This is a genomic window from Jiella soli, assembly GCF_020615385.1.
GTDB lineage: Bacteria > Pseudomonadota > Alphaproteobacteria > Rhizobiales > Rhizobiaceae > VKMB-3413.
Genome location: NZ_JAJAVB010000048.1, coordinates 17,639 through 41,190 on the forward strand (window position 1 = coordinate 17,639; position 23,552 = coordinate 41,190).

The 23,552-nt window shown below is 65.8% G+C and carries 22 protein-coding genes; 14 read left to right on the forward strand and 8 right to left on the reverse strand.

Annotation, left to right across the window (positions count from 1 at the left end; genetic code table 11):
* Positions 1-40 precede the first annotated feature (40 nt).
* The gene (locus LH400_RS24950) at positions 41-4,939 is read right to left on the reverse strand and encodes an NAD-glutamate dehydrogenase (RefSeq protein ID WP_229156174.1); all 4,899 of its coding nucleotides are present in this window, start codon (positions 4,937-4,939) and stop codon (positions 41-43) included.
* A 128-nt stretch (positions 4,940-5,067) separates the two neighbouring features.
* On the opposite strand from LH400_RS24950, the gene LH400_RS24955 reads away from it, so the two are divergent.
* The 5 genes from LH400_RS24955 (at position 5,068) to LH400_RS24975 (ending at position 7,974) form a co-directional block, all read left to right on the forward strand.
* Positions 5,068-5,646: a peroxidase-related enzyme gene (locus LH400_RS24955; RefSeq protein WP_229156175.1), complete on the forward strand. Its 579-nt coding sequence runs from the start codon at positions 5,068-5,070 to the stop codon at positions 5,644-5,646.
* A gap of 190 nt (positions 5,647-5,836) precedes the next feature.
* On the forward strand, positions 5,837-6,547 hold the full coding sequence (locus LH400_RS24960; RefSeq protein ID WP_229156176.1) for a DNA alkylation repair protein: 711 nt from the start codon (positions 5,837-5,839) through the stop codon (positions 6,545-6,547).
* On the forward strand, positions 6,525-6,839 hold the full coding sequence (locus LH400_RS24965; protein ID WP_229156177.1) for a carboxymuconolactone decarboxylase family protein: 315 nt from the start codon (positions 6,525-6,527) through the stop codon (positions 6,837-6,839). The genes LH400_RS24960 and LH400_RS24965 overlap by 23 nt, the downstream gene beginning before the upstream one ends.
* A 101-nt stretch (positions 6,840-6,940) precedes the next feature.
* Positions 6,941-7,453, forward strand: a complete 513-nt coding sequence (locus tag LH400_RS24970; protein WP_229156178.1) for a ClbS/DfsB family four-helix bundle protein — start codon at positions 6,941-6,943, stop codon at positions 7,451-7,453.
* Positions 7,454-7,545: 92 nt separating this feature from the next.
* Entirely contained in the window at positions 7,546-7,974 is a 429-nt protein-coding gene (locus LH400_RS24975) for a VOC family protein (protein WP_229156179.1), read from the forward strand.
* 439 nt (positions 7,975-8,413) lie between these two features.
* On the opposite strand, the gene LH400_RS24980 is transcribed toward LH400_RS24975, so the two are convergent.
* The 3 genes from LH400_RS24980 to LH400_RS24990 are packed head-to-tail and all read right to left on the reverse strand — an operon-like array spanning position 8,414 to position 10,586.
* Positions 8,414-9,052, reverse strand: coding sequence for a TPM domain-containing protein (locus LH400_RS24980; protein ID WP_229156180.1), 639 nt, complete (start codon positions 9,050-9,052; stop codon positions 8,414-8,416).
* Between the two features lie 2 nt (positions 9,053-9,054).
* Positions 9,055-9,963 (reverse strand): TPM domain-containing protein, encoded by a 909-nt coding sequence (locus tag LH400_RS24985; protein WP_229156181.1) that lies wholly within the window; start codon positions 9,961-9,963, stop codon positions 9,055-9,057.
* Positions 9,960-10,586 carry a LemA family protein gene (locus LH400_RS24990; RefSeq protein WP_229156182.1) on the reverse strand — a complete coding sequence of 209 codons (627 nt, stop codon included), beginning with the start codon at positions 10,584-10,586 and terminating at the stop codon, positions 9,960-9,962. The genes LH400_RS24985 and LH400_RS24990 overlap by 4 nt, the downstream gene beginning before the upstream one ends.
* Before the next feature lie 117 nt (positions 10,587-10,703).
* On the opposite strand from LH400_RS24990, the gene LH400_RS24995 reads away from it, so the two are divergent.
* From LH400_RS24995 to LH400_RS26475, 7 genes are all read left to right on the forward strand, one after another.
* A complete protein-coding gene (locus tag LH400_RS24995; protein WP_229156183.1) occupies positions 10,704-10,961 on the forward strand; it encodes a hypothetical protein in 258 nt (85 codons plus the stop codon).
* Between the two features lie 6 nt (positions 10,962-10,967).
* Complete coding sequence (gene pdxY / locus LH400_RS25000; protein ID WP_370638486.1) at positions 10,968-11,858, forward strand: pyridoxal kinase PdxY; 891 nt, start codon at positions 10,968-10,970, stop codon at positions 11,856-11,858.
* Positions 11,859-11,980: 122 nt separating this feature from the next.
* Positions 11,981-12,631 carry a carbonic anhydrase gene (locus tag LH400_RS25005; RefSeq protein ID WP_229156185.1) on the forward strand — a complete coding sequence of 217 codons (651 nt, stop codon included), beginning with the start codon at positions 11,981-11,983 and terminating at the stop codon, positions 12,629-12,631.
* Positions 12,632-12,996: 365 nt separating this feature from the next.
* Positions 12,997-13,629, forward strand: coding sequence for an AprI/Inh family metalloprotease inhibitor (locus LH400_RS25010; RefSeq protein ID WP_229156186.1), 633 nt, complete (start codon positions 12,997-12,999; stop codon positions 13,627-13,629).
* A gap of 159 nt (positions 13,630-13,788) precedes the next feature.
* Entirely contained in the window at positions 13,789-14,967 is a 1,179-nt protein-coding gene (zapE, locus tag LH400_RS25015; RefSeq protein ID WP_229156187.1) for a cell division protein ZapE, read from the forward strand.
* Between the two features lie 80 nt (positions 14,968-15,047).
* Positions 15,048-15,329 (forward strand): type II toxin-antitoxin system ParD family antitoxin, encoded by a 282-nt coding sequence (locus tag LH400_RS25020; protein ID WP_229156188.1) that lies wholly within the window; start codon positions 15,048-15,050, stop codon positions 15,327-15,329.
* Positions 15,326-15,520 (forward strand): type II toxin-antitoxin system RelE/ParE family toxin, encoded by a 195-nt coding sequence (locus LH400_RS26475; protein ID WP_370638487.1) that lies wholly within the window; start codon positions 15,326-15,328, stop codon positions 15,518-15,520. The genes LH400_RS25020 and LH400_RS26475 overlap by 4 nt, the downstream gene beginning before the upstream one ends.
* Positions 15,521-15,715: 195 nt before the next feature.
* Here the strand turns inward: LH400_RS26475 and typA are convergent, their stop codons facing one another.
* Positions 15,716-17,542 carry a translational GTPase TypA gene (typA, locus tag LH400_RS25030; protein ID WP_229156189.1) on the reverse strand — a complete coding sequence of 609 codons (1,827 nt, stop codon included), beginning with the start codon at positions 17,540-17,542 and terminating at the stop codon, positions 15,716-15,718.
* Positions 17,543-17,996: 454 nt separating this feature from the next.
* On the opposite strand from typA, the gene LH400_RS25035 reads away from it, so the two are divergent.
* On the forward strand, positions 17,997-19,058 hold the full coding sequence (locus LH400_RS25035) for a hypothetical protein (RefSeq protein WP_229156190.1): 1,062 nt from the start codon (positions 17,997-17,999) through the stop codon (positions 19,056-19,058).
* A 95-nt stretch (positions 19,059-19,153) separates the two neighbouring features.
* On the opposite strand, the gene LH400_RS25040 is transcribed toward LH400_RS25035, so the two are convergent.
* A complete protein-coding gene (locus LH400_RS25040; RefSeq protein ID WP_229156191.1) occupies positions 19,154-20,104 on the reverse strand; it encodes an aldo/keto reductase in 951 nt (316 codons plus the stop codon).
* Between the two features lie 361 nt (positions 20,105-20,465).
* Between LH400_RS25040 and LH400_RS25045 the strand changes: the two genes are divergently transcribed.
* Complete coding sequence (locus LH400_RS25045; RefSeq protein ID WP_229156192.1) at positions 20,466-20,795, forward strand: DUF1344 domain-containing protein; 330 nt, start codon at positions 20,466-20,468, stop codon at positions 20,793-20,795.
* A gap of 291 nt (positions 20,796-21,086) precedes the next feature.
* Here the strand turns inward: LH400_RS25045 and LH400_RS25050 are convergent, their stop codons facing one another.
* Complete coding sequence (locus LH400_RS25050) at positions 21,087-22,658, reverse strand: alkaline phosphatase D family protein (RefSeq protein ID WP_229156193.1); 1,572 nt, start codon at positions 22,656-22,658, stop codon at positions 21,087-21,089.
* A gap of 266 nt (positions 22,659-22,924) precedes the next feature.
* Positions 22,925-23,518, reverse strand: a complete 594-nt coding sequence (locus LH400_RS25055; RefSeq protein WP_229156194.1) for a hypothetical protein — start codon at positions 23,516-23,518, stop codon at positions 22,925-22,927.
* Positions 23,519-23,552 lie beyond the last annotated feature (34 nt).

Sequence of the window (23,552 nt, forward strand, 5' to 3'; positions counted from 1 at the left end):
GGGAGAAGGGGGCGCGCGCCGAGAGCGGCGTCCGGGAGAGCTAAGACTGCTCGGCAAGATCGCCGAGGAGACCCGCCGCCACCGTCAGCCGCGCGACCGAAGTCTCGCCGGAACCGGCCAGCGCCGAGATCTGGCTGCGGATTCGGTCGACGGCGCTGCGGCGGGCATCGGCCCATTCGGCGGCGTCGCGATGGTCGCGCAAGGCGGCTCGGGTCAACCGGCGGCGGGCGCCGGCGATCTCGCTGCCGGCCCGCTGCAGGGCGAGCGTCTCGAAATAATCCGCCGTGTCCAGCTTGAACAGCGCGTCCTCCAGCCTGCCGATCTCGAAGAGGCCGGTGATGGCGAAATAACAGCCGACCGTGTCCTCGAAGGAGGTCGATGTTTCACGTGAGACGGAGGCGATGTCCGGAACGAGAGCGAGAAGCGGCAGAAGCGCGATATCGGCGGCCAGGTCCTCCGGGACGTTCTTCTCGGCCCAGGCGGCGGAGCGCGACTCGACCTGCTGCCGGGCAATGTCGGTCGCAAGATCCTTCAGCTGCGGCTTCAGCCGGCCGAGCGCGTCGCGCGTGTCGATCGCCGCGCCGGTGAGGCCGCCCTCGAAGCGCTCGTTCTGGACATACCAGCCGGTGGTACGCCGCAGGAAGCGGCCGATCTCGGCATAGAGCGCATTCTGCGTCGCGCCCGACAACGTCCCGTCCAGCGCGTCGACCCGCTGATAGAGGTCGCGCGCGTCGAGCCCGTCCTTGGCGGCGACGAAGGCGCGCACGATCTCCGCCGGAGAGGCGCCTGTGGTCTCGCGCAGGACGGTGACGAAGGTCGGACCCGTGCGGTTCACCACCTCGTTGGCCAAGACCGTCGAAATGATCTCGCGCGCGAGGCGGTGCCCTTCGATGTCGCGGGCGAAGTCGCGGCGCATGGGCACGGGGAAATAATCGTGCAGCCGGTCTTCCAGATAAGGGTCGTCCGGCAGATCGCTCGCCGTCAGTTCGTCGAACAGGGTGATCTTGGCATAGGCGAGGAGGACGCCGAGTTCCGGCCGGGTGAGGCCGCGGCCCGAGCCCCTGAGATCGGCGATCGCAGCTTCTCCTGGGAGGTTCTCGACCGTGCGGTCGAGCAGGCCGGCCTCCTCGAGGACCGCCATGAAGCGGGCCTGCAGGGCGAGCGACCCGGCGCCCTCGCGCTCTTCCAGCGAGATCGCCAGCGTCTGCTCGTAATTGTTGGACAGGACGAGATCGGCGACTTCGGAGGTCATTTCTGCAAGGAGCTTGTTGCGGTCCTCGCGGCTGAGCCTGCCGTCGCTCATCGCCGACTTCAGCGCGATCTTGATGTTGACCTCGACGTCCGAGGTGTTGACGCCGGCCGAATTGTCGATCGCGTCGGAATTCAGCCTGACGCCGCAGCGAGCCGCCTCGATGCGGCCCTTCTGGGTGACGGCGAGATTGGCGCCCTCTCCGACGATTTTGGCCCTGACGTCCTGCCCGGTGATGCGCACGGCGTCGTTGGCGCGGTCGCCGACATCCGGATTGGTCTCGGACGCGGCGCGGATATAGGTGCCGATGCCGCCGAACCAGAGAAGGTCGACGGGGCTCTTGAGGATCGCGGTGATGATCTCGCTCGGCGCGCCCTCGCGCTTGTCCCAGCCGATCGCCGCGGCCGCTTCCTCCGACAGGCGGATGCGCTTGTCGCGCCGCGAGAAGACGCCGCCGCCGGCAGAGATCTTTTCGCGGTCATAGTCGGTCCAGGCCGAGCGGGGCTGGTTGAACAGCCGCTCGCGCTCGGCGAAGGAGGCCTCCGGATCGGGGTCCGGATCGATGAAGATGTCGCGATGGTCGAAGGCGGCGATCAGGCGGGTCTTGCGCGAGAGCAGCATGCCATTGCCGAACACGTCGCCCGACATGTCGCCGCAGCCGGCGACAGTGAAAGGCTCCTCCTGGATGTCCCAGGCCTTGTCGCCCTGGCCCATCTCGCGGAAATGCCGCTTCACCGCCTCCCAGGCGCCCCGTGCGGTGATGCCCATGGCCTTGTGGTCGTAGCCGGCCGAACCGCCCGACGCGAAGGCGTCGTCGAGCCAGAAATCCTCGGACTGGGCGATGGCGTTGGCGGTGTCGGAGAAGGTCGCCGTGCCCTTGTCGGCGGCGACGACGAAGTAGGGATCGTCGCCGTCGTGCCGGCGGATCTTGTCGGGCGTCACCAGCTTGTCGCCGACGAGATTGTCGGTCACCGACAGGAGCGAGGCGACGAAGACGACATAGGCCGAGCGACCCGCGGCGAACCAGGCGTCGCGCTGGCCGGCATCCGGCAGGCGCTTGGGAAAGAAGCCGCCCTTGGCGCCGACCGGCACGATGACGGCGTTCTTGACCTGCTGCGCCTTGACGAGGCCCAGCACCTCCGTGCGGTAGTCCTGGGCGCGGTCCGACCATCTGAGCCCGCCGCGCGCCACCGGTCCGAAGCGCAGATGAACGCCTTCGACCCGGGCGTCGAAGACGAAGATCTCGCGGTAGGGCACCGGAGCGGGAAGCCCCTCGACGGCGCGCGAATCGAGCTTGAAGGCGAGTGCCGGCTCGACTTGGCCGGGTTCGGAGGAGGCGTCCGCCGAGATGCCGTCTACGGCGTAGAAATTGGTCCGGAGCGTTGCGAGGATCGCATTGAGGAAGCGGCGGACGATGCGGTCGTCGTCGATCGAATCCACCGCGTCGAGCGCCTCGACGATTGCGTCGTAGATCGCGCGTGCGCCGCGCTCGGCGGCGATCTCGGCCTGCGGGTCGGTATTGTCGTCGTGCTCCCCGCTCTCCGGCGCCTGCGCCCCTGCGGCGTTGCCCGCCTCTGCGGGATCGAAGCTTGCTGCAAAGAGGTCCCAGAGCCGGGAGGCGATCTTCGGCTGGCGCACCAGCGCCGCGGCGAGATAGTCCGGCGAATAGGGCAGGCCCCCCTGGCGCAGATAGCGCGCATAGGCCCTGAGCACGTTCGCCTTGCGGAAGGAGAGCCCGGCTTCCAGAACCAGGGCGTTGAAGCCGTCGTTCTCGATGCCGCCGCGCCAGACCGCAGCGAAGGTCTCCTCCAGCGAGACCCCCTCGTCTTCCAGGCTGATGTCGCCGCCACGCTGGCGGGTGAGGTCCATGTCGTGGAGATGGACGGTGTCGCCGTCCGGCCGAGAGATGCGATGCGTGCGTTCGGAAACGACGCCGAAGCCCATGTTCTCCAGGATGGGCACGCGGGTCGAGAGGGAGACCGCCTGGCCGAGATGGTAGATCTTCAGCCGGATCGTCTCGGACGCGTCGTGCCTGCGCCGGTAGAAATCGACGAAGAGCGGGCTCTCCGGCGACAGATGGTCGATGACCTTGACGTCGCGGACGGCTTCCACCGGGTCGATCACGTCCCGGTAGCTGTCGGGAAGCCCGGCGGTGAAGCGGGCGAGACCGCTCGGCTCGCCGCCGCGCGACAGAGCGAGCGCGAACTCGTCCTCCCAGTTCTTGGCCATCTCGGCGATCCGGGCCTCGAGCCGCTCCGGCTCGACCTCCGGCGTCTTGCCCTCGGTGCGGCCGATGATGATGTGGACGCGGGCGAGCAGCCCCTCCGGGAAGGCCGGATAATAGGCCGAGACATGCCCGTCATAGGCTTCGGCGAGGAGCAGGCCGATGCGCTCGCGCAGCCGCGAATCGTAGCGGTCGCGCGGCACGAACACGATTACCGACGCGAAGCGGTCGAAGCGGTCGACGCGCGGAAGGACCCGGATGCGCGGGCGCTCGCCGAGTTCGACGATGGCCGAGGCGAAGCGTTCGAGGACATCGGCCTCGATCTGGAACACCTCGTCGCGCGGGTAGGATTCGAGCGCGTTGAGAAGGGCCTTGGCCGAATGCGAGCCGGGCCGGAAGCCGGAATTGGCGATCACCGTCTCGGCCTTCAACCGGACATAGGGAATGGTGAGGATGGAGCGGGTGTAGGCGGTGGAGGTGAACAGGCCGACGATACGAAGTTCGCCGGCAAAGTTTCCGGCCTCGTCGTACTGCTTGACCCCGACATAGTCCATATAGGCGCGGCGGTGCACCTGCGACTTGGCGTTCGCCTTGGTGACGATCAGCGGGTTCGGCGCCTTCAGGAAGGCGCGGATCTCCGGCGTGGTGGTCATCGGCCGGCCGGGGCGGCCGAGGATGCGGACATCGGGATCGGCGAGGATGCCGAGCGCGTCCTCGCGCCGGCCCTCCAGGACCTCGCCTTCCTGTTCGCCGACGAAGTCGTAGTCGCAGGTGCCGAGGAAGATGAAATTGTCGTCGTGCAGCCATTCGAGCAGCGCGGCCGATTCCTCGACCATGGCGCGCTCGCCGTCGCCGACCTGGCGGGCGCGCTGCTTCAGACCCTCGACCGCTTCGCTGACGCGGGTGCGCATCGCCTGGAAGTCGCGATTGGCATGCGCGACCTGGGCGAGAATGGTGGACAGCGCCGCGCGAAGCGCTTGTTGTGCCTCGTCGTCGGAGAGCGGATCGATGGCGAACTGGATGACGCTGACGCGGCCACCCGGCTCGGTGCTGCCGGAGGCCGAGAAGCTTTCGACGCTTCCGTCCGTGCCGCGGGAAACGTCCAGGATCGGATGCGAGATGTAGTGGATCTCGGTCGCCTTGTCGGCGATCTCGGCGGTCACCGAATCGAAGAGGAAGGCCATGTCGTCGCTGACGACGGTGACGAGGTCCTGCGCCTCGCCATTGCGCCGGAAGTCCTCCGGGCGGGCGATGCGGACCACGGGTTGGCCGGGACGGTGCGCTCCGAGCGCCTCGGCGCCGGCCTCGGCGGCGACCGCGAGCGCGGCGGTGGAGAAGGCCGCCAGATCGTCGGCCGGCGGGCGGGCGAACAGGAGCGGCGCGAGCAGCGCTCCCGGCCGTTCCGGTCCAAGGCTCTCGATCACCGCCCGCAGCATCTCCGACTTCTCGTTGACAGGCCGGTCCATGGCAATCTCCCTCCGCTCGTCGCTTTGCGTCTCTTCCGGGCCTATCATAGCGGAAAAGCTCTTCGCTTCGACGCCGGCCGAGCCCGAGAAGGCGTGACGAGGCGATCGTTCGATCCCGGGAGGACCAGATGAGCCAGAACCATGACGCAGGCGTAACGGCACTCGACCTCGGCGTCGCCGAGCCGTTGTCGGAGCGCACCAAGGCCTATTTCGCCAAATGCGAGGAGAAGCTCGGCCTCGTGCCGAACGTCCTCCTCGCCTATGCCTTCGACGAAAAGAAGCTCGACGCCTTCGGAAACTTCTACAACGATCTGATGCTGGCCGAGAGCGAATTGTCGAAGCTCGACCGCGAAATCATCGCGGTGGTCGTCTCGGCCATCAACCATTGCCACTATTGCCTGACGGCGCATGGCGCGGCGGTGCGCCAGCTTTCCGGCGATCCCGCCTTCGGCGAGCAGATCGCCCAGAACTGGCGGGCGGCCGGGCTCGACGCCAAGCGCATAGCGATGCTGGATTTCGTCACCAAGCTCACCGAGCGACCCGACACCATCGTCGAGGCCGACCGGCAGGCGCTGCGGGACGCCGGCTTTTCCAACCGGGGAATCTTCGACATCGCGGCCGTCGCGGCGTTTTTCGCGATGTCGAACAGGGTGGCTTCGGCGACCGACATGAAGCCGAATGCGGAGTATCATGGGATGAGCCGGTAAGTGGGAGCAGTGGGGCTGAATGAATTAGGTTTGCTGATGCTGTTTCAGATTTGCCCGGATAGGTGATCGGCAGTTACCGACCCATCGCCGCCGTTCATGCCAGGAAGTGACTACTCTGAAAGCGGACCCTTGCAGGTGGCTGTCGTCATCGATCGCATCTGTGGCAGAAGTCGAGTGCAGGACTGTTCGTTTGAGTCGGGATTTCGCGACTGACTATAGTGAAGGTTTCAGCTTAATGCAGTCCATCCAAACGCTTTTGGAACGAGCAAGTAAGACCGAACATGGCTTTAAAGACCTGGAAAAGGCGGCCGTTGAGGTCTGCGACATGGTTCATGCGACCGAAGCCAAAGATCTGGGCTTTACTCTGCTGCAGGCGCCTTTGCCGCAAGCGCGATGCATTGGAATATTCATTCTCGGGATCGTGGCAGCACAGTATGTTGACGCTTTAACGGCTCTGAAGGAGCAGGCTCGCCGGGACAGCGACTGGCGGGTTCAAGAAATCATTGCGAAAGCATTTGATCGCTTTTGTGCGGATAGGGGATATGAAACCGCGCTTCCGGTTATCAGGACCTGGTTGGCGGATCCTTCCGCCAACGTTCGACGGGCTGTAACGGAGGGTCTTAGGATATGGACGAGGCGGCCGTATTTCCGCGATCACCCCGAGGTTGCAGTTGGGTTGCTCAGCCAGTTTAGAAACCACGACAGCGAATATCTTAGGAAGTCGGTAGGCAACGCCCTGCGGGACATCAGCAAGAGGCATCCGGAGCTTGTCGTGCGAGCCGTTGCAGGCTGGAAGCTTGATGAACGTGGCACACGGCAGACCCATAAACTTGCGACTCGATTGCTCCAGACGGAGCTGAGACAACAGGGGATATACGATGGATCCGACACGCACCAGTAATGCATTTCAAATATTCATCGAGGAAGCCCCCGCTCATCAGCAAGCATGGTTAGAAGTTGTCGCAAAACTTGGCGCATCGTCAAAGCTGGACGCAAAAACAGAAGCGCTGGTGTATATAGGTATAATTGCAGCGGTGCGGCTGGATAGCGGTCTTCCGTTTCATGTATTGGAGGCGAAAGAGCACGGCGCAAGCCGCGATGAGATTATCAGCGCCATTCTTGCGGGATTGCCAGCAGTTGGAAACGTGGTGATCCAATCACTACCCATTGCCCTAGAGGCATACGATAAATGACTCCCGGAATCCGAGCGCATTTGTCCTGACTGCCGAACACTGCAAAGCATAAGGTTGTTATATCGTGCGATTTTAAATATTGTTTTAAATTGGATAAATACATGACTGCCCCTTCAGACAAAGACGAATTGCTCAAAGCGGTCGATTCAAACTTCGATAAGTTTATCATCGAGCTGCGCAGCGTCCCGTTGTCAGTGGTTGATGAACGAAGCCTGGAAGGACATGCGAAGGGAACACAGATGAGCGTTGCCAATCTCGCAGCCTATCTAGTCGGGTGGAACGAGCTGGTGCTCAAGTGGCTCGACCGGGACGCAGCGGGCGAACAGGTCGATCTTCCCGAAAGCGGCTTCAGGTGGAACGAGTTGGGCCGGCTCGCTCAGAAATTCTATCATGACTATGAGGACGTCCCCTATCCGCAGCTTATCGAGCGTCTGGCGGCGGCGAAGGGGCGGATTGTTTCGGTGATCGAAGCCCGCAGCAACGACGACCTCTATGGCCGCCCTTGGTATGGGAAATGGACGATGGGCCGCATGATCCAGTTCAACACGTCATCGCCTTATGCGAACGCGCGTGCCCGTTTGCGGAAGTGGCTGAAGACAAAAAGCGCGGCGTAGATATCGGGATCACGCGATCGCCTTTGAGCCTTTACCCACCATTCAGACCGATCTTACATCTGTTCGTGACGACCTTCTCACGAGGAACCAACATGGAAGCCACTCAACTGCACAGGGGACGACTTATTGACCACATCCAGCTCGTGGTGCGTGATCTCAAAGCGAGCCAGGATTTTTACACGGCAGTCATGGCTGTGCTGGGTGTCCCAATTCTCAGCACGGACAATGGCTACTTCTTGGCCGACGAACTCATCGTATCCTCGGTGCAAAGCTCAACGGCTTTGGGCGAGTTGACGGGGCGCCATCACGTGGCCTTTCAGGCTAAAGATCGCGCCACGGTGGATGCCTTCTACAGCGTGGCGTTGGGCCACGGCGGCCGCGACAACGGCGCGCCCGGCGTGAGGAACTACCACCCAGGATACTACGCGGCTTTCGTCCTCGACCCGGATGGCAACAATATCGAGGCCGTCTACCAAGGCGAGGCAAAGCGCAGTGCGCCGTCAGTGGTGATTGAATTCTAGAGTTGCGTTTGCAGTGCATCGCCGGGCCGCGTTTTGTCCCGCGAAGTAGACTACAATCTCGCGGAAATCCTGAGTATCGCGGTCAGATCTCCGACGCTGAAAAGGCAGGGAAAATTCTCTCGCCAAGTCGGCGAGAAAGCCGGCATTCTGCCGATGTCGTTCGCGACACCCAGGGTCACCATGCCGAGTCAACTTTCTTAAGAATCCGTCCCAAACCGGACTGTCTCCTTTCCACCCAACTCGCTCCTTCGAACGCTCGTTTTTTTGCAGCGCGTTCATTCGGAGACGATGGCACGCATCACCGCCCGCCCGCCGATTGTCTGGCGCTCTTCGCCGCCATCCGAAGACGAGTGCCAGCGCGCAGCAAGAGGCGTTCCGACGAGGGTCGTCCCGGCCAGACGCTCGAGCTTGTAAGTCCTTCCTTCTGAAGCGCCCGCTCTCAGATCACCACCAGCCGGTCCGGCAGTTCGTTGGTGTTCTTTCCGCTGGAGGGGAAATGTTCGCACAACAGTGCGCCGGCGGCCGTGACGGCCGCGACATAGCCGTCGGCGATGCGGTCCGCGCGGGCGGCTTCCAGGAGGTCGGCGACGATGCCGTCCCAGGCCTCCTGCGGCACGCGTTCCGCGATGCCGGCATCGGCGACGATCTCCGCGTGGCGCTCGGCCGCGGAGACGAAGATCAGGACGCCGGTGCGGTTTTCGGTGACGTGGATGCCATGGGCGGCGAACTGCTTGAGCGCGGCGGCATGGGCCCTTGCGGCGGCGATGCCGCGCGGCACGAAGACCATTCGCAATCCCGGTGCCGCGGCGAAGAGCCCGGCGAGCAGGAGCGCGGCGGCGAGCTGGCATGAGACGAGCGTCAGCGCCTGAACCGATGCGCCGAGGAGCGGGGCGAGGAGGGCAGCGAGGAAGGCCGCAGCCAGCGCAAGCGCCAGCGCCGCCGTCGCCGCGACGAAGCCGTAGGCGTCGCTTGCATGGGAGAACACGGCGTAGATCTCGCCGCTCGTCCCGGCTTCCGCCTGGCCGATCGCAGCGGCGATGCGGGCGTGATCGGCGGGGGTGAATGTCAGATGCGCCATCTTCACCAGCTCCCCGAGGATCCGCCGCCGCCGAACGAGCCGCCGCCGCCCGAAAAGCCGCCGCTGGACGAACCGCCCCCGAACGAACTGCCGCTGCTGCGGGAGAAGCCGGAGGCGGAGGAGGTGTTGCCGAGCGTCCAGACCATGCCGAGCCAGCGATAGCGGTTCGGCCCGACCTTCTTGCCTCGCCGGCGGGCGAGGCGCGACAGGACGAACATGGCGATGACCAGCGCCCAGATGCCGAAGAAGACGAGGACGAACAGTCCGGTGGCGACGTCGTCGCCGCTCCAGCCCTTGTTGCGCTCGGCTCGCGCTTCCAGCTCGGCCGCATTGCCCGACAGCACTGTCAGGATCCCGTCGACGCCCTTCGAGATGCCGGCGGCATAATCGCCCGAGCGGAAGGCCGGCAGGATGTCGGTCTGGATGATGACCGAGGAGAGCGCGTCGGTGAGCGTGCCTTCGAGGCCGTAGCCGACCTCGATCCGCACCTTGTGGTCGTCGCGCGCGACGAGGAGGACGACGCCGTTGTTCTCGCCTTCTTGCCCGATCCCCCAGGCCCGGCCGAGCCGATAGCCATAGTCCTCGATCGTATTGCCTTCGAGGCTGGGGATCGTCGCGACCACGATTTGGTCGCTCGATTTCTGCTCGAAGGCGGCGAGCTTTTCGGTCATGGCGGCTTCGGTCGCGGGGTCGAGTAGATCGGCCGTGTCGACGACCCGGCCGGTGAGAGGCGGGAAGGTCTGGGCGGCCGAAGGCGAACCCAAGAGAATGACGACGAACAGCGCGGGGGCGAGCCCCCGGAAAACGGCACCGCACCGCGCCGCGATGGCGGCGAACCGCGGAAAGGCTCCCTGCGGGCTGCGCGGGCGGACCGGCGCGCGTTCCGTCAGCGGGGATGCGGTGACGGTCATTTGCCGAAGTCGACCTTCGGCGGCGTGTCCGATCCCGGCGTCGCGGTGAAGGGCTGCATCGGCTGGGCGTCGGGATAGAAGATCGCGGCGATCCAGCGGCTCGGGATCGTCCTGAGGCCGGTGTTGTAGACCCGGACGGCCTCGATATAGTCGCGGCGCGCCACGGCGATGCGGTTCTCCGTCCCCTCGAGCTGGCTCTGCAGGGCGAGGAAATTCTGGTTCGACTTGAGGTCCGGATAGGCCTCGACCGTGGCGAGCAGCCGCGACAGCGTGCTGGACAGCTGGTCCTGCGCCGCCTGGAACTGCTTCACCGCCGCCGGGTCGGTCAGCTGGCTCGCGTCGATCCGCGTCTGCGTCGCCTTGGCCCGGGCCTCGACCACGGCCGTCAGCACGTCCTTCTCCTGCTTGGCATAGCCCTTCACGGTTTCCACCAGATTGGGGATGAGGTCGCTGCGGCGCTGGTACTGGTTCTGGACCTCGGCCCAGGCGGCCTTCGCCCGTTCCTCATTGGTCGGAATCGCATTGATCCCGCAGGCCGACAGGACGACGGCGACGAGGGTGAGGATGACGGCGAGCGAAATCGGTCGCAGCCTCTGGAAATGGCGGTGGGCGACGGACGACATCGGGGCTCCGGTATGGGAAGAGGTCCCGCGCTTGTAGCCCATCGCGGCGCGCTCCAGAAGCCGCCCCAGCCGATCTTCTGTTGCCCTTCGCCGCCATTTCGGCGAGAGGTGGTGGCCATGATGCATCAGCCGCCCGAAGACGAACGCCAGCGCGAGGCGAAGGCCATCCTGGAACGGGTGCGCCTCGAGACCGAGCCGCAGGTGGGCGCGCATTCGCAGGCGATGTTCCTGAAGACGCGCGAGCACTTCCTGGCCCGCGACGTCGACCAGAAGGACAGGATCGAGGTGCTCGGCACGCGGATCGGCCGGCTGGCCGGCCTCGCCGGCCTCCTCGTCTTCATCCTTCTACTGGCGCGCCAACTGATGGCCGGTTGAACGGAAATGGCAGGAGGTAGCGTGGAAAGCCGAGACCGGCCGGCGGTCATCTCGATTTCGAGCCATGTCGCTCGCGGCAGCGTCGGCAACCGGGCCGCCGCCTTCGCGCTGGAAGCGCTCGGCTTCCCGGTCTGGTCCGTGCCCACCGTCACGCTGCCCTTTCATCCCGGTCACGGTCCGGGCACGCGGATCGTCCCGCCGGCGGAGGCCTTTGCCGGCCTTGTCGACGACCTCGCCGGTTCGCCCTGGCTGAAGGAGGTTGGCGCGGTCCTGACCGGCTATTTCGGCTCGCCCGACCAGATCGCGCCGACGGTCCGGCTGATCGAGGCCGTGCGACGCGTCAATCCGGAGGCGATCGTCCTCTGCGATCCCGCGACGGGAGATGCCGGACGCCTCTATCAGCCGGAGGAGACGCTGGCGGCGATAAGGGACCATCTGGTGCCGATCGCCGACATCGCGACGCCGAACCGCTTCGAGCTCGAATTCCTGTGCGGCCTGGAACTGTCCGACAATCGCGACCTCGCGGAGGCGGCGAGCGCGCTCGGGCCGCGGACCGTCGTCGTCACCAGCGCCTTCGCCATGTTGCGCGGGGGCACCGGAAACCTCCTGGTTCGCGACTTCGAGACGGTTCTGGCCGAACACCGGCTGATCGAAAACGCGCCGAAGGGCGTCGGCGATCTCACCTCCGCCGTCTTCCTCGCCCGCATCCTTTCCGGCGCGACGCCCGAAAAGGCGCTGCAGGCAACCACCGCGGCGGTCTTCGAGATCCTCGCCCGCACCACCAAGCGCGGGGCCGACGAACTGACGCTCGAGACCGATGCCGACAGCCTCAAGCATCCGATGGCGATGGTCCAGATGCGCCGGCTCGCCCATCCGAGTGGCAACCGCCGGGCCTGAGGCCGGCCGGCGGGACGTGCCGGACCGTCCCGGCCTTCCGCCCCGGTGCCGCCCTCGCGCGAATGGCGACGGGCCGCCGAACGCCGATTGATCGCGCTGCAGCAAGTGGGTAATTGTCTATCATGCAGAGCTTCCTCCCCGACCACCTCGTCACCGGCTATCAGTCCTTCCTGGAGAAGCGTCTCCCGGGCGAGAGACAGCGCTTCCGCCAGCTCGCCCAGAGCGGCCAGGAGCCGAAGACGATGGTCATCGCCTGCTGCGATTCGCGCACGGCGCCTGAGACGATCTTCGACACCGCGCCCGGCGAGATCTTCGTCGTGCGGAACGTCGCCAATCTCGTGCCGCCCTACGAGCCGGACGGCGAGTATCACTCGACCTCGGCGGCGCTGGAATTCGCGGTCCATGCCTTGAAGGTCGAGCATGTCGTCATCCTCGGCCATGGCGGCTGCGGCGGCATCCATGCCGCGCTCTCGCCCTCCGCTGAACCCTTGTCGCCGGGCGATTTCATCGGCAAGTGGATGAGCCTGCTCGACCCGGTCGCCAAGGCCGTCGGATCCAACGAACTGATGACGGCTAGGGAACGGCAGGCGGCGCTGGAGCGGATCGCCATTCGCCACTCGATCGCCAATCTCAGGACCTTTCCGGCGATCAAGGCGCTCGAGGACGAGGGCAAGCTCTCGCTGCACGGCGCCTGGGTGGATATCGCCTCGGGCGAACTCTGGGCGATGGATCCGGGCAGCGGCGACTTCCAGCGCACGGTGGAAGAGGGCTGATAGCCTGCGAGGCCGCGTCGCGCGGGTGCGTCGGAATTTCCCCGGCCACTGAGCGGCTGGCCGATCGGTCCGGAGCTTCACCTGGCCAGGTCTCCTGAGAGAACCGTGACGGTCCGCCTTGCCGGGCTCGCGAGGGCCGCTTGTTGAGCGCCGGGTCATCGCGCTGACACGATGCTGTGCAGGATCAGGCCAAGCGCTCGCATCGGTTTCCGTGGAAAGCGTGTCACAGACGCAACATTCTGTTGCGTTCTGGGACAAGGCCGCCTTGCGAACAGGCGCTGCGGTCTTCTTTATGAGAATCGAACGGGTGGTCGGGGCAAATCGCGCCATCCTGGGAAAGAGATAGGCCGGGGAAGGCAACGAACATGACACGAGTGACAATGACGGGCGCGGCGTTGGTCGCCCTTCTTGCGGCGGCGGGATGCTCGCGCTCGGTATCGCCCTTCGAGAGCAGCGGCCCAGCGCCGCTGACGCCGGCACCCACCGGACAGGTGGCAGCCAACCAGCTGCCGCCGCCGCCTCCGCCTCCGCCGCCGCCCTCGACCACCACCAACGACCTCGCCCAGAACCAGACCGGCACCGACGGCACGATGCCGACCGACCAGGCAGATGCCGGGACGGGCAACACCAACGGGTCGAACTCCGGAACCGGCACGAACGGAAGCAACTCGAGCCAGTCCAGCGGCGGCGGCACGCAGGTCGCCTCGCTCGATTCCAAGCCGCTCTCGCGCGCCAGCGTCAGCGGTTTCTACAAGCTTTCGACGACCGGCGGAAACTGCCAGATCGGCCTCGCCTACACCAAGTGGGCAGGCGGCTACCGCGCCGCCTCGCGCGGCTGTCCCGGCAAGATCGCCGATGTGACCGCCTGGGACGTGTCGGGCAGCCAGGTCGTCCTGAAGGATTCCGGCGGCGCGACCGTCGCCAACCTCTCCTCGGCCGGCGGCTCCAAATACACCGGCCGGACCGCCGGCGGGCAGGAGGTCACCATCTACCGCTGATCTCCGGATCCTCCCGGCAGTGCGGGCCTTTCGGCCCGCCCTTCCTTCTTTCGCTGCATTGCACCGGGATCCCGAATTCGGCTAGAGCCGGTCGGGCAGATGGCGCCGTCGGCCGGTCGAGCGGACCGGTCCAGTGCGGCGCGGTGAGACGGAGCACGGATGCAGACGCCGAAGCCGCCTGAGGGCAAAGCGAGACCGGGGCCGGTGCGCTCCGCGCTGGAGCGTCTGATCGAGAAGGGCGAGATCGAGCCGGATACGCTGCAGCGGCGCCTCGCCGACCGGCTCGACCGGCTCGACCGGACCCTGTCGCTGGAGACAGTCGCCTCCAAGGGCAGCGCGCTCGGCTGGCTGTTCGGCAAGAAGAAGTCCGCGGAGCCCGTCCGCGGCCTCTACATCTACGGCGCCGTCGGCCGCGGCAAGACCATGCTGATGGACATGTTCTACCGGCAGACCTCGGTCGCGAAAAAGCGGCGCGTGCATTTCCATGCCTTCATGGGGGACGTGCACGAGCGGATCGGCGCGCATCGCAAGGCGCTGAAGGAGGGGCGGGCGAAGGGCGACGACCCGATCCCGCCCGTTGCCAGCGCGATCGCCTCCGAAGCCCGGCTCCTGTGCTTCGACGAGTTCACCGTCACCGACATCGCCGATGCGATGATCCTGTCGCGCCTCTTCGACGCGCTCTTTGCCGAAGGCGTCGTTCTCGTCGCGACCTCCAACGTCGCGCCGGACGATCTTTACCGCGACGGGCTGAACCGGCCGCTCTTCCTGCCCTTCGTCGACCATCTGAAGGCGCATGCCGACGTCTTCGAGCTCGACGGGGCGGAGGACTACCGGCTGGCGACGCTCGGCCGGGACGACGTCTATCTTGCGCCGCTGGGCGCTGAGACCGCGGCCCGTATCGACGCCATCTGGAAGACGCTGATCAACGGCTCTAAGGAGGGGACGGCGTCCCTGTCGGTAAAGGGCCGCACGGTCGCCGTCCCGCGGGCCGGCAACGGCGCGGCGCGCTTCGCCTTCGACGATCTGCTGAAACGGCCGCTCGGGGCGCAGGACTATCTGGCGCTCGCCAGGCGCTTCCACACCATCGTGCTGGAGGACGTGCCGGTGATGGCGGAGGCCGAGCGCAACGAGGCCAAGCGCTTCATCACCCTCGTCGACGCGCTTTACGATTCCGGCCGCCGCCTCGTCGTCTCGGCCGAGGCGCCGGTGGACGAACTCTATCGCGCGCAAAACGGCACTGAAGCCTTCGAATTCGACCGTACGGTCTCGCGGCTGATCGAGATGCGGTCCGAGGAGTATCTGGAGAAGGCCGAGGCGCGGGACGAGCGGGCGGCGTAGAAATCCGTTCTCGTCTCCGACACGGATGCGCTCCCCAGGTCTGGTATGATAAATTCATACCAGGCTTGGTGGAGAGTGTGATGGCGGCGAGCGAAAAGCGGACTTTCAGCCTTCCGGCGGAACAGGCGGCGTTCATCGATCAGCTCGTGGAATCGGGAGCTTACGCGACCAGCAGCGAGGTGATCCGCGACGGGCTTCGGGCGCTTCAGGAGCGTAACGCCGCGGTCGAGCGATGGCTGCGCGATGAAGTGGCACCCACTTACGATCGGTGGAAGGCCGATCCAAGCGGCGCGATCACGCCCGATGAGATGGCGGAGAGGGCACGCAAGCGGCACGAGCGCCGCTCGCAGGCAAAGGCGTGAAACGGCGCTCCGTCATCTCTACGCCCGAGGCAGCAGATGATCTCGACCGGATCTATGAGATTATCGCAGGCGCCGGCAGCTCCACCGCGGCGGACCGATATGATCGACGTATCAGAGCATTTTGCGACGGTCTCGAATACGCTCGGAGCGCGGGTCACGGCGCGACGACATCCGGCCTGGGTTGCGCGTGATCGGGTTTGAGCGCCGGGTCTCCGTGGCATTCGTGGCGGAGGCTGAACGCGTCGTCATTCTGCGTGTGTTTTACGGTGGAGCCGACTGGGAAGCGGACCTGCCCTGACACCAGCCATGCCGACCAGGACGGCCTTCGGACCTCGGCTGGAAGCCGGGGCCAGAAGCCGCCCGGAAGTTTTGCGGCGACGTGTCCCTTACGCCGCCTTCTTCGACTTCTCGAAGCGCTTGCGCTCATGCGGGTCGAGATAGAGCTTGCGCAGGCGGATGGTCTTCGGCGTCACCTCGACCAACTCGTCGTCCTGAATCCAGGAGAGCGCGCGGTCGAGCGTCATGCGGATCGGCGGCGTCAGCTTCACCGCCTCGTCCTTGCCGGAGGCGCGCATATTGGTCAGCTTCTTGCCCTTGAGGACGTTGACCTCGAGGTCGTTCTCGCGGGTGTGGATGCCGATGATCATACCGGCATAGACCTTGACGCCGGCGTCGATGACCATCGGGCCGCGATCCTCCAGGTTGAACATCGCGTAGGCGACGCTCTCGCCGTCTTCGGACGAGATCAGCACGCCGTTGTTGCGGCCGGCGAGGGTGCCCTTGAACGGCGCGTAGGAGTGGAACAGCCGGTTCATCACGGCGGTACCGCGCGTGTCGGTCAGAAGCTCCGACTGATAGCCGATCAGGCCTCTTGTCGGGGCGTGGAACACGAGGCGCTGGCGATCGCCGCCGGAGGGGCGCAGCTCCTTCATCTCGGCCTTGCGCTCGCTCATCTTCTGCACGACGACGCCGGAATGCTCCTCGTCGACGTCGATCACGACCTCTTCGATCGGCTCTAGGAGCTCGCCGTTCTCGTCTTCCTTCATGACGACGCGCGGGCGCGAAATGCCGAGCTCGAAGCCCTCGCGGCGCATGGTCTCGATGAGGACGGCGAGCTGCAGCTCACCGCGGCCGGAGACGTAGAAGGAGTCCTTTTCGGCCGCCTCCTCGATCTTCAGCGCGACATTGCCCTCGGCCTCCTTCAGGAGCCGGTCGCGGATGACGCGGCTCGTGACCTTGTCGCCCTCGGTGCCGGCGAGCGGGGAATCGTTGACGATGAAGGACATCGTCACGGTCGGCGGGTCGATCGGCTGGGCGTGCAGCGGCTCCGAGACCTGCGGATCGCAGAAGGTGTCGGCGACCGTGCCCTTCTGCAGGCCGGCGATCGCGACGATGTCGCCCGCCTCGGCATAGTCGAGCGGCACGCGATCGAGGCCGCGGAAGGCGAGGATCTTGGAAATGCGTCCCGATTCCAGCTGCTTTCCCTCGCGGTCCAGCACCTTGACCGCCTGGTTCGGCTTGATCGAGCCGGCCTGGATGCGGCCGGTGATCAGCCGACCCAGGAAGGGGTTCGCTTCGAGGATCGTGCCGATCATCTTGAAGGGCTCGTCCTTGCCGGCAGTGTCCGGCTCCGGCACATGCTTGAGGATCAGGTCGAACAGCGGCTCCAGCCCCTTGTCCTGCGGGCCTTCCGGCTCTTCGGCCATCCAGCCGGCGCGGCCCGACCCGTAGAGGATCGGGAAGTCGAGCTGCTCCTCCGTCGCGTCGAGCGCGACGAAGAGGTCGAAGATCTCGTTCAGGACTTCCTGGTGGCGCTCGTCGGTGCGGTCGATCTTGTTGATCGCCACGATCGGCTTCAGCCCGACCTTCAGCGCCTTGCCGAGCACGAACTTGGTCTGCGGCATCGGGCCTTCCGACGCGTCGACCAGGATCACCGCGCCGTCCACCATGTTGAGGATGCGCTCGACCTCGCCGCCGAAATCGGCGTGGCCCGGGGTGTCGACGATGTTGATGCGCGTGTCCTTCCACTCCACCGACGTCGCCTTGGCGAGGATGGTGATCCCGCGCTCCTTCTCGAGGTCGTTGGAATCCATCGCCCGTTCTTCCTGGCGCTGGTTGTCGCGGAAGGTGCCGGACTGGGCGAGGAGCTTGTCGACGAGAGTGGTCTTGCCGTGGTCGACATGCGCGATGATCGCGATGTTGCGAAGCTTCATAGGACTACCGGTGTTGGACGCGCCGAAAGCCCCCGCCGGAACGGAAGGGGCGCGGAGACGGTCGAAAATCTGATTTCGCGTGAGCGTATACAGGAAAATGTGCGCCTGCGAAAGGCTCCCGAATCGGCGGCGCGTCGGCATGGCCGCCTGCATCGGAGCGCTTCGTCCGGTCCGGGGCGCCGGCGCGGCTCCGGAGGCCACCTGCCGGGTTCCCCGGACGTCGCCGAACTCCTTTCATCGCCACAGAAATTGGCAGAATGCGTCCGGGAACGGCCGGGCGCGGCACCCATTGACCGAGTAACCCGCACGAAGGGCGCGCGATGTCGCGCCGTATCGAAGCGACGATCTCGCGCCCCGGAGGCGCGAGCGCGCGCAGACGGATCGGTTCGCCGCGAGAACACACGCGGGTTCGGCGCCGATTTCAGAACAACGATTCACCGAGGGAGACAAGTTTATGAAGAATCATCTTTTGACGACGATCGCCGCTGGGGCTCTTCTCGCCGCACCGGCGGCCGCCTTCGCGCAGTCCGGAAATCAGAACATTTATCATCCCAACGCATCCACGAATAATTCCAGCGACCAGGGCTACGGCGGCTGGAACCGCGATCAGGACCGGTCCTGGCAGGGCCGCAGCGGCCAGAACCAGTATGGCGATCGCGACGGGTACGGTGTTCAGCGCGATTATGACGACGGCCGGGGATACGATCGCGACCGCTATGGGAACAATGATGCCTATGGATCGCGGGATGGCTACGGCCAGCAGTACCGCGACGACCGTGACGGGCGCTCCTATGGCGGCGACCAGCTCTACGGACAGCAGGATCGCCATGGCAGCGATCGCGGCCGATACGGAAATGATGGCAATTCCTATTCCGACCGCAACGGTTCGCGCCACGACTGGCGCGATCGGGACCGTAACTGGAACTCGAGCGACGACCGCAATCGGAGCTGGAACAACGATCAGAACCGGAACTGGAGCCAGAACCAGGACCAGGACCAGGACTGGTACGATAACCGCAACCGGTCCGGCGAGCAGAACCGGACCGGCAATGACAGCCGCTATGGCGAGAACCGCTCGGGCGGCCAGAACGACCAGAACCAGTCCATGATCGCGGACTCCGTCGGCTCGGCCGCGCAGGCTCGCCAGGCGCTGCAGCGGGCCGGATACAGCAACATCAGGATCGTCCGCGCGTCCTATCTTATCCAGGCCGAGACGCCGCACGGTGAGGATGTCCTGATGGTCGTCCGCGCGCCGCGCAATGCCTCCGACAATTCCTCGTCGGGCAGCAGCAGCTCCGGGTCGAACAGTGACGAAAACCAGGCCAACAATCCCGGCCGGAACGGCCAGGTCTGGATGCAGAACAGCGGCTCGTCCGGCAGGAACTCGAATGAAAGCGGGAACTCGGCGAGCGCGTCCGGCAACGACTCCTCCAGCGAGGATCAGACGGTGAACCGCCAGAAGAATTCCGGGTCTGACGACGATAGCGGCAACAGCAGCTCCGGCAGCACCGACTGACGGCTGTTTGCCCAGTAGCATGACGCAACGGCGAAGGCGGTGATCCCGCCTTCGTCTTTTTTTTTGCGTACCCGCGTTGCCTGCCAGCTACGCCGTCAGCAATAGTTCTCCGGTCCCACCGCCTGCTTTTGGGAGTAGCGGTCGCCATGGGCGAAGCCCGCCGGCAGGATCGCCTCGATCGCGGCGAGATCCCCGGCCGTCAGCGTAATCTCGGCTGCCTTGGCGTCTTCGGCGAGATGTTCGGGCGAGCGCGTTCCCGGGATTGGGATGACATGCTCGCCGGCATTGAGCGTCCAGGCGATGGCGAGCGTTGCCGGCGAGATGCCGCGCTCCCGGGCGAAGGCGCGGAAACGGGCGATGCGGGCCTCGTTGGCCGAGAAGTTCGGTTCGGTGAAGCGCGGATTGCTCTTGCGGAAGTCCGTCTCGGCGAAGCCGGCGGGATCGAGCGGGCGGGCGCCGAACATGCCGCGGCCGACCGGCGAAAAGGCGACGAAGGCGGTGCCGAGCCGCTCGCAGGCCTGGATCATTCCGAGTTCCGGCAGGCGCGTCCACAGGGAGTATTCGCTCTGCACCGCCATGACCGGATGGATCGCGGCGGCACGCTCCAGCGAGGCGGGCGCGATCTCGGAAAAGCCGATGCCGCCGATCTTGCCCTCTTCCTTGAACTTGAGCAGCGTGCCGACGACGTCCTCGATCGGGATCGTCTGGTCGCGGCGATGGATGTAGTAGAGTTCCACATGCTCGACGCCGAGCCGGCGGAGCGAGGCCTCCAGGCTCTCGCGCAGGAAGCCTTCCGAATTGTCGAAGCTGCGCACCGGCTGGGTGCGGATGCCGCCCTTGGTCGCGATGGTGAAGCGGCCGGGATGGTCCTTGATGAAGTCGCCGACCACCTCTTCCGAAAGGCCAGCGCCGTAGATGAGGGCGGTGTCGAGATGGGTGACGCCGAGCTCGAGCGCCCTGGCGAGGGTGCGATGGCTCACGGCACGGTCGGTCGCGCCGTAGAATCCGGCAAAGCTCATGCAGCCAAGGCCGATCGACCCGACCATCGGTCCGTCCCCGCCAAGCCGTCTTTGCTGCATGTCGATACTCCCAACGTTTCGAAGCGCTCTAGCAGCGGACCGGCGTCCGAGGAAGCCCCGCCCGGCGTCCCGAGGCGCGGCGGCAACCGGCATAGAGCGACCTTGGAGCTCGCGCCGATTGCGCGATTGCCGGCGATTTTGCGGTCGAAGAAGATTATTTCTTGTTCATTTGAGAGGGCGTTCGAGCGGGCGTAGCGTTCCGATCCGAAGCCGGGGAACGCCGGCGGCCGCAACCTTCCGGCCGCGACGCGACGTGACCGGACGGCTTCGTCCTTTGCGCCGGTCGAACGGGTCGAGCCGTCCGCCGGCCTATCCATGAGGATGCGCCATGCGCCATCTCATCATCGCCACTGCCCTCGCGGTCGGTCTCGGCTTCGCCCCCGTCGCCCTCGCCGCGACCACCCATGTCGCCAACGGCACGGTGAAGTCCGTCGACATGGCGGGCAATACCGTCACCTTGAAGAACGGCAAGGTCTACAAGCTGCCGAAAGGCTTCAAGACCGCCGCGCTGAAAGCCGGCGAGCATGTGAAGATCAGCTATCAGATCAACGGGCGGGCGCTGGACGCCAGCAAGATCGCCTTGGCGAGCAACCGGCCGGTGAAGCCCGAAAGGTCGGCGAAGACGCCGATGACTTCCACTTCCGCGACGGTCCAGTGATCCCTGCGGAGCACCGGACGCCGGTGGCTCCGAGGATCGCTCCGCCGGAACATGCCTGAAGGCGGCGGCGGCCATTCCAGCCGCCGCCGCGACAGAGATGGCGCAGGCCGGGAGTTCGCATTCCTCCCGCGAAGCCGGACCGGACGCCAAGGCTTACCGCCCGTCGCCGCCCCGCCGGCTCGCCCGCGCCGCCTGCCGGGCTCGCGATGATCGCGAACCCCGCGGAAGGAGGACCGGAGGCCCCCCCTCCGGTCCTTTCGTGTGAGGCGGACGCGCCGCCTGCGGTGCCGGCTACGCGCCGAGCGTCGGCTGCAGCGTCGTCTTCCAGAGTTCCTTGTCGTCGGTATCCATCAGGCGCACGGTCATTTCCTGGGTGTCGCCGTCGATCTCGACGAGGCCGAAGAACTGCAGGCCGGCGGACGGCGGCAGGTTGGCCTGGCCGGCCTCCGGCGCCTTGACGAACTCCACCTTCGGGCCGAACGTCATGTCGAGATCGTTGGGACCGAACGTGCCGGCGTGGATCGGGCCCGAGACGAACTCCCAGAACGGCTCGAAGTCCTGGAAGGCGGCGCGCTCGGGGCTGTAGTGATGCGCCGCCGTGTAGTGGACGTCGGCGGTCAGCCACACCGTGTTGGTGATGTTCGCGGCCTTGATGAAGCGCAGGAGGTCGGCGAATTCCAGTTCGCGGCCCTTCGCGGCTCCATTGTCGCCATTGGCGACCGCTTCCCACTTCTCGCCGTCCGGAACCAGAAGGCCGATCGGCATGTCGGAGGCGATGACCTTCCAGGTGGCGTCGGAGTTCGCCAGTTCCCGCTTCAGCCATCTGATCTGCTCGGGGCCCATCATCTGCGCGGCCTCCGACATTTCGGTCTGCAGATTGTCGCCATTGGCGCCGCGATAGGAGCGCAGGTCGAGGAAGAAGACGTCGAGCATCGGCCCGTAGGCGATCTTGCGATAGATCCGGCCCGGCTCCTGCGGCACGTAGCGGATCGGCATCATCTCGTGGAAGGCCCGCGCCGAGCGCGCCGCCAGGACCGCGATGTTCTTCTCCGAATAGCGATCATCGGCCAACAGGTCCTTCGACGACGACCAGTTGTTCATCACCTCGTGGTCGTCCCACTGGAAGAAGGTCGGGACGGAGGCGCTGAGCGCCTGCACGTTCTTGTCCATCATGTTGTACTTCCACTGGCCGCGATATTCGTCCAGCGTCTCGGCGACCTTGGTCTTTTCGGGAATGACGATGTTCTTCCAGAGGCTGCCGTCGGCAAGCTCGACCTCGTCCTTCAGCGGGCCGTCGGCATAGATCGTGTCGCCGGAATGCAGGAAGAAGTCGGGCTCGTGCCTGGCGATGGTGCCGTAGCACTTCATGCCGCCACGGGCCTCGTCGATGCCCCAGCCCTGGCCGACCGTGTCGCCCGACCAGGCGAACTTGACCGAGCGGCGCGAGGCCGGCGCAGTGCGGAAATGGCCGACGATCGGATCGGAGACGGCGTTGACGTCGCCAAGGTCGGTCGCGACCGCGCGCCAGAAGATCTCCTGGTCGGACGGCAGGCCATCCAGCAGACGCTTCACCGCAAGATCGCTCTGCGGCGAGGAGGTCAGCGCGTGCAGCTTCGTCGGGTTCTTGAAGCTGTCGGTCGTCGCCCATTCGAACTCGACGCGCGCCGGGCGGTCGGTGCGGGTCCAGACCATGCCGGAGGAGGCGTCGACGTCGCCCGACTGGACGCCGTGGGTGAAGCTCGGGCGGCTCGCCGCGCGGCTGATCGCCGGCATTGCGAGGCCGGCGCCGGCGGTCAACGCCGCGGCGCCTGACGTCAGCATGAAGCGGCGGCGGGAGAGGGTGAATCGGCTGCGTGCGATCATCGCGAGGACCTCCAGTTTATGGAGGCCGCAAACTCGTCGCTGCGCATGGCAGGCAGATTGCAGTCCTGCGAAGATTTGGAGTCGTTCCAATTCTGTGAGCGGACTGGGAAATTGCGCCGCCGGCGCTGAACTCTGCACTGCCGGGGTCCGGCTGACGCGGCAGCCGGCTTAGCCGGCGAATGAAAGAACGGGCGGCCGGCAGAGTAGTCGAGGGTGTCGTACAGCTCCGGCGCGGCGCCCGAGGCAGGCACCGCTGGAGGGTCGCGTCAATCGCAGGAGCCGCGGATCGGAACTTCCACCTTCTTGTCGCCCCAGAACACGGTCATGGAGCCCGCATATTCGAGGGCCGTATCCATCTTCTGGGCACTCTGCAGCATCAGGTTGACGTTGATGCGGGGCTCGGACGCCGAGCGCCAGACAGTGACGACGCGGCCGTCCTTGTCGGCCGCGGTCTTGCCCTTTTCCAGTTCGCGCACGAGGCCGTTCGCCATCACATAGCCGCGTTCCAGCGGCGATCCGCCGGCCGTTCCGGTCTCGGTCATGGTCACGAAGACGAAGGGCCGGTGCGTGTCGTCGCCGCCGTCGTCGGCCGGAGCGACCGCGAGTTCCGCGGGACCGCCCTTGGCGGCGAAGAAGGTGCAGCGGCTGGCGATCGGAGCCCAGTCGAGCACGCCGAGCGACAGGCCCTGCGGGGTCGCGGGCGCGGCGGCGTCCGGCGACTGGCCGGGCTTGGGCTGAGCGAAGGGGGAAGATTCCGGCGTCAGGTCGGCCGGCGGCGTCTGTTGCGCCCCGGCCGCGACGCAGAGGAAGGAACCGAGTGCCAGGCTGAGTGCCGCCAGAATCCTTTGCCCGAACCGCATCGTCTTCCCATCTCCCTTATTTGCAACAGGATGT